Origin of the sequence: Stecheria intestinalis (assembly GCF_009696165.1) — a bacterium.
GTDB lineage: Bacteria > Bacillota_I > Bacilli_A > Erysipelotrichales > Erysipelotrichaceae > Bulleidia > Bulleidia intestinalis.
This window is the reverse complement of the sequence record NZ_VUMN01000055.1, coordinates 1-5,854: the sequence shown is the minus strand read 5'-3', so window position 1 is coordinate 5,854 and position 5,854 is coordinate 1. Positions and strand designations below refer to the sequence as shown.

Annotated in this window: 5 protein-coding genes; 1 reads left to right on the top strand and 4 read right to left on the bottom strand. The window is 51.6% G+C overall.

Annotation, left to right across the window (positions count from 1 at the left end):
- Window positions 1-167: 167 nt before the first annotated feature.
- From FYJ51_RS13195 to FYJ51_RS13180, 4 genes are all read right to left on the bottom strand, one after another.
- Complete coding sequence (locus FYJ51_RS13195; RefSeq protein WP_154505992.1) at window positions 168-1,220, bottom strand: hypothetical protein; 1,053 nt, start codon at window positions 1,218-1,220, stop codon at window positions 168-170.
- On the bottom strand, window positions 1,220-2,116 hold the full coding sequence (locus tag FYJ51_RS13190) for a phosphodiester glycosidase family protein (RefSeq protein WP_105302401.1): 897 nt from the start codon (window positions 2,114-2,116) through the stop codon (window positions 1,220-1,222). The genes FYJ51_RS13195 and FYJ51_RS13190 overlap by 1 nt, the downstream gene beginning before the upstream one ends.
- A gap of 66 nt (window positions 2,117-2,182) precedes the next feature.
- Window positions 2,183-3,766: a 2,3-bisphosphoglycerate-independent phosphoglycerate mutase gene (gene gpmI, locus FYJ51_RS13185; RefSeq protein WP_105302402.1), complete on the bottom strand. Its 1,584-nt coding sequence runs from the start codon at window positions 3,764-3,766 to the stop codon at window positions 2,183-2,185.
- Window positions 3,767-3,879: 113 nt separating this feature from the next.
- Window positions 3,880-4,359: a PTS glucose transporter subunit IIA gene (locus FYJ51_RS13180; RefSeq protein ID WP_105302403.1), complete on the bottom strand. Its 480-nt coding sequence runs from the start codon at window positions 4,357-4,359 to the stop codon at window positions 3,880-3,882.
- A 187-nt stretch (window positions 4,360-4,546) separates the two neighbouring features.
- On the opposite strand from FYJ51_RS13180, the gene FYJ51_RS13175 reads away from it, so the two are divergent.
- A complete protein-coding gene (locus tag FYJ51_RS13175) occupies window positions 4,547-5,713 on the top strand; it encodes a PhnD/SsuA/transferrin family substrate-binding protein (RefSeq protein WP_105302404.1) in 1,167 nt (388 codons plus the stop codon).
- The last annotated feature ends 141 nt before the right edge of the window (window positions 5,714-5,854 follow it).

The following is a 5,854-nucleotide window of genomic DNA, read 5'->3' as shown; positions in this document are numbered from 1 at the left end:
CGGCTTCCTTCCGTTGACACCTCACGATGTCCACGTTGCCTTTGGCTAGCGCTTTGAATCATGCCGCTATACATGCGCAAGGGACTTTCACCCTCGAGTTATCACCCATGTCGGGTGTACTAAAAAAACCGACTCCGCTCTGGAATCGGTTTCCTGTCTGTTTCAGATCAGTATGTCTTCTGATTAGGGTTCAGCGTGCTGTCGACGCCGAAGCCTGCGATTTTCCAGGTGCCTCCVACATTGAGCATCGTCATCTGATAGCCGCAATGCCAGGTCCGGTCGACATCTCCATTGGAAGCGTAGTAGTCGAAGATGACATTGGCAATCAGGGAATCATCTGACTGCTTGACGATCTTCAGTGCTGCTTCATTGGAATAGGCAGGGGTTCCATGGGCAGTAAACCACTGGTTCTGAACTCCGGAGACTCTCTGATAGAAGTCGCTGTCGGTGATGGAGATTGCCGCAACGGCTCCGATGCCGTTGTCCTGGGCAGGCCAGCCTGCGCAGATCTTGGCGTCGCTGATCAGCGTATTGGCGAGATCGGTATCAGAAGCTGAGTCTTCGCCGACATAGATCGTATTGCTGGTGACGTCCTTGATCGTGGTGTATCCGCTCTTGCCGCTTACTTCGACAGTCGGTTCGCTGATCATGCCATCGGCTTCATAGACATCGACAAGCGGTGCAGAAGAGGTATCCGAGAGGCCGCTGTAATTGTCTGCCGGAACTGCTGTCTTGGTCTGGTGAGCACCAGCATCAAGTCCGTTGATCGTGATGGAGAGACCGGTCGGAACTTCAATGGTATAGTCTTTCTGTTCGTTGAAAATGGTTGCAGTTGCCCATGTTCCATCGCTCTGCTGAACAGAACGGAGATTTGCGATATGGACATTGTCGGAATTGTAGAGCTTGTATTCCTTGACGGTATCGCTGTCGTTGACAATGGAATACTGCACGCTGGAAAGTCCGTCATAGACTGAATTCAGGGCAGCGTTGTAGTCGTTTTCGGTATTGAGGTGATCAACAACCTTCAGGGATTCGGTATAGAGGTCAGTACCAGCCTGGTATGCGCCGATGTATTCCTTGATCAGATCTGCCGGAGCAGCTGCTTCTTCAGCAGTGGCGCTGATGAGGTTCTTCGGCATCACTCTTCCGAAGACAAGGCCGCTGACAGCTGCAGCAGAGATGACTGCGATTGCTTTCTTCCATGAAATGCGTGCGCTCATCAGTTGTTTCCCTCCCCTTCCTTGACCAGGAATACGGTAGGCAGATTGCGTGATCCGTACATGGATACGGTGTTGTTCACGTATTCGCCGTTATACATCATGGCACTGGAGTTGCCGCCGTCGAGGTTTGCGGCATTGATGGCATCATAGGCCTGGAATACCTTCACGACATCGCCGTATTCTGCGCCGAAGGAAGAAGGTCCTCTGCCATCGATGACCAGAAGCAGGAAGGTTCCGTCACCTGCCTGGCCGATGGCAGTACGAGGATTGAGCATCGCCAGGTTCGTGGTGCTGTAATCGAAGACGTCTTCGTAGTTATTGATATAGATCGGTCCGAAGGTCACTGCTTCCTGGACGCCCCAGCTCAGAGCATCCTGAGCAGTTGCGCCGGCGCAGACCAGCTTATTGTCTGAATCGATGCCGATGATATCGGAGTATTCCGTCAGACTTCCGGAGACGAGCTGACCTTTATGGATTACGATGCCCTGAGGCTGGCTGCCGTCGCCATGTCCGCCGACATCGATGAAGCCGCCGGCATTGATGCCTGCAACGGCATTGAAATCTTTCATATAGGTATCCAGATCCGGAGCAGCGCCGCCGCTGGCCAGGTTCGGATTGACTTCGACGGTGATGTCGCTCGGGTCGTGGATGAGCATCATCCAGCCTTCATAGGTAGAGCCGGAGATGTGCTCGATGCGGATGTCATCAATATTCTCGTCACCGGTGAATTCCGTGACTTCAATGTCAGCAGAAACCGGCTTGGTTTCACTTCCTCCTGAATTGGAGGTCGAAGCAGCAGCTGCAGTGCTGGAAGCTTCTCCGCAGCTGGTGCATACCAGAGCAGAGATGACGGCTAATACCGAGAGCTTCACGCCGTGCTGGGTATGATTCTTCATATTCTGTTTTCCTTTCCCATAAAAACGGGGAGCCGGAATATCCGCTCCCCGGAAAGTAATTCTGAATTACTTGATGATGGATTCGAGCCACTGTTCTGGCTTCTCGAAACCGAGCAGCTGAACAACAGTAGCAGCCACATTGGCAAGTCCGAAGTCACCGTCCTTGATCTCGGTTCCTTCCGGTCCGTTGTAGATGGCGAACGGAACTCTTGCCAGGGAATGCGAAGTCTTCGGCTTCGGTGTTCCATCCGGGTTGGTTCCCTTGTCGTACATCTCATCGGAGTTGCCATGGTCAGCAACGACAATGAGCGTATAGTCTGCTTTTTTGCAGGCATCCATGATGCGGCGCAGAGACAGGTCGACTGCTTCGACACCGATCAGAGTTGCTTCATAGTTTCCGGTATGGCCGACCATATCGCCATTCGGATAGTTGCAGCGCAGGAACTGATACTTGCCGCTCTCAATGGCAGCGATCATCTTATCGGTGACTTCTTCTGCCTTCATCCACGGCTTCAGATCGAACGGGATGACATCAGAAGGAACTTCTTCCCAGGTCTCCAGCTTGTCATCGAACTTCTCGGAACGGTTGCCATTCCAGAAGTAGGTCACATGTCCGAACTTCTGAGTCTCGGAGCATGCATAGCTGTAAACACCCTTCTTGACGAGGAACTCGGACATCGTGTGCTCGATGTGCGGCGGTTCAACCAGGAAGTGATCCGGGAGCTTGAGGTCTCCGTCATACTGCAGCATGCCTGCGTAGTAGACCTGCGGCTTCTTCGGCATCGGGAACTTGTCGAAGCCCTTGTTCATATAATCAAATGCCTTGGAGATCTCGACTGCACGGTCGCCGCGGAAATTGAAGAGAATCACGGAATCGCCGTCATCAATCGTTCCGACCGGCTTGCCATCCTTGGCAATGACGAATCCCGGCAGATACTGATCGGTATAGCCGCCTTCACCGCGGTAGGTTTCGATTGCTTCTTTTGCGGAAGCGAACTGTCTGCCATCGCCCATCACATGGATGTGCCATCCTTTTTCAACCATGGACCAGTCTGCTTCATAGCGGTCCATCGTGATGACCATACGGCCGCCGCCCGAAGCGATGCAGCCATGGAATGTATCATCATTGAGTTCCTTGAATACTTCCTCGAGCTGATCGACATACTTCAGGGCAGAAGTTTCCGGAACATCACGTCCATCGAGCAGGGCATGCACACGTACTTCATGGATGCCTTCCTTCTTGGCTTCCTTGATCATTGCGATCAGATGGGAGATGTTGGAATGCACGTTGCCATCGGAAAGCAGACCGATGAAGTGCAGCTTTCCATCATGTGCCTTCACATAGTCTGCAGCACCCTTCCAGGCATCGCTGCTGTAGATCTTTCCGGACTCGATGCTCTCATTGACAAGCTTTGCGCCCTGGGAGTAGATCTGCCCGCATCCTAATGCATTATGTCCGACTTCCGAGTTGCCCATGTCCTTGTCGCTCGGTAAGCCGACTGCAGTACCGCTTGCCTTGATCGTGGTATGCGGCCATTTCGTCATCAGTTCATCAATCTGCGGCTTGTAGGCATGAAGCACTGCGTTTCCGTTGTCTTTGTCTGTCCAGCCGACACCGTCCATAACTACCAGTACTACCGGTTTGCTCATATGTGTTCTCCTTTTCTTACCGCCTATTAATATAGCACACCGGCACTGTCCCTTCGGAAGGATTTCACAAAGCATTTATTAAGGTTTGGTAAAGAAAAAACCGGTTTCCCGGTTCAGTCTTCTCCGTATTCGATGATCGGTTCCGAGCAGCTGCGCTCCAGATGAATTTCGGTGCGCGTATGATCGGCTGCACATGGCAGAACGGTGATGACGCTGGTATCGAATTCCTTCTCATTGCTGGAAAGATCGAGTTCCAGGATCGGCTCGCCATGGCGTACCTTGGCTCCGCGGTTCTTCAGAATTCTGAGGCCGCGGATTTTCTGATCCCGGCTGCAGAGTCCGATTCTTACTTCGATATACTGGCCGTCAGCAGTACGGATCTGGAAGAGCTTGCCGCTGCAGTCAATGCGGGTGACTACTCCGTCTGCCGGAGCTTTCACCACGCCGTTTTCCGGCATGACTGCAAAGCCATCACCGATCATCCGCTCGGAAATCTGGTGATCGTGAACCATTGTAATCGGATAGATCTTTCCGATACATGGTGAGTAGATCTTCCCGTAAGCTGCCTTACGGCGGAACAGCTGTAATAACATAATCCCCCGAATGCTGTAAAAACAGCGCTACAATCTGCTAATTTACTCGTTTTTGATGAAAATGCAACTTCATTGGTGAAGTAAATTCTTACAGGAATGCATGTAACAATTTACTTGATGGTCAGTATTGTAAGAGCTTGTGCAATGCAAATATAATGTTCACGTGTTCAATACACAGGAGGAAGAAATGGAAATCAAGAAGTCTCTGGCTTCACTGCTGGCCATCGCAATGCTGGCAGGCTGCAGTTCTGGATCTGCAGCAACCTCAACCGCCGAAGCATCTTCTGATGCATCTGAAGAGGCAGCTACCGCAGCCGCAACTGCTGCCGCTGATGATGGTTCTCAGACCAAGGCAGCACCTGCTGAAACGGGATCCAAGGACATCGACAAGCTCACATTCCAGTTCGTACCGTCCAAGGACGCTGATGTCATCATCACCGGTACTGCTGGCCTGGACAAGCTGGTCATTGATGAAATGGCAAGCAAGGGCTACAACATCGGTTCTGTCGATATCTCGGTCGGTACTTCTTATGAAGCAACGGGTGAAGCTCTCGCTGCTGGCACAATCGATGTAGGCTGGCTGCCGGGCGGAACTTATGCACTGTATTCTGATGAGTGCGATGTCGTCCTGACTGCTACCCGCAATGGTCTGTCCAATGACTCCACCAATCCGGCTGACTGGAATGGCGAAGCAAACGCAACGAAGAAAGATGGACCGCAGGTTACTTATTATCGTTCTCTGATCTATGCTACTCCGTCTGAATATGGCAAGCAGCTTGCTGAAAAGGTCAACAATGGCGAAGCTCTTACCTGGGATGATCTGAACCAGGCTAACTGGGGTGTCATGAATGTTTCCAGCTCTGCTGGCTACATCTATCCGTCTCTCTGGCTCATGAACAACTATGATGGCAAGAAGATCACCGATCTCGATCATGTTCAGACTCTGGATTCCTATGGCTCTGCATTCCAGCAGGCTGCAGCTGAATCCCTCGACATCATTGTCTGCTATGCAGATGGCCGCAACGATTACGAAGCAGCGTGGACGCTGCCGACGGATCAGCAGGATGACACCGGCAAGCAGGGCATGGGACGTTCTGATTCCATCTGGAATGAACTGAATGTCATCGGTGTCGGCGACAAGATCTACAACGATACCGTCGCTGTTACCATGGCTAATCCGGATATCTACAACACCGAATTCATCACAGCTCTGCAGGATTCCCTGATTGATATCATCGGTACTGAGGAAGGAAAGAACATCTTCTCCGTATATTCTCATACCGGATATCAGAAGGCTGTCGATTCCGACTACGACATCGCTCGTGCTGCTCTGAAGGCAGTTGACGAGAACTGAGTTCAGTCAATCATCTGCAATCATGACCACCCGTGAAACGGGTGGTTTGTTCTAAGGCTATAAGCCTATTGTGCTAGCCAGCGTCTCAAGACGCTGGCTTCTCCATATTTCAATATGTCTAAGCCACTATGCACTTTTAAC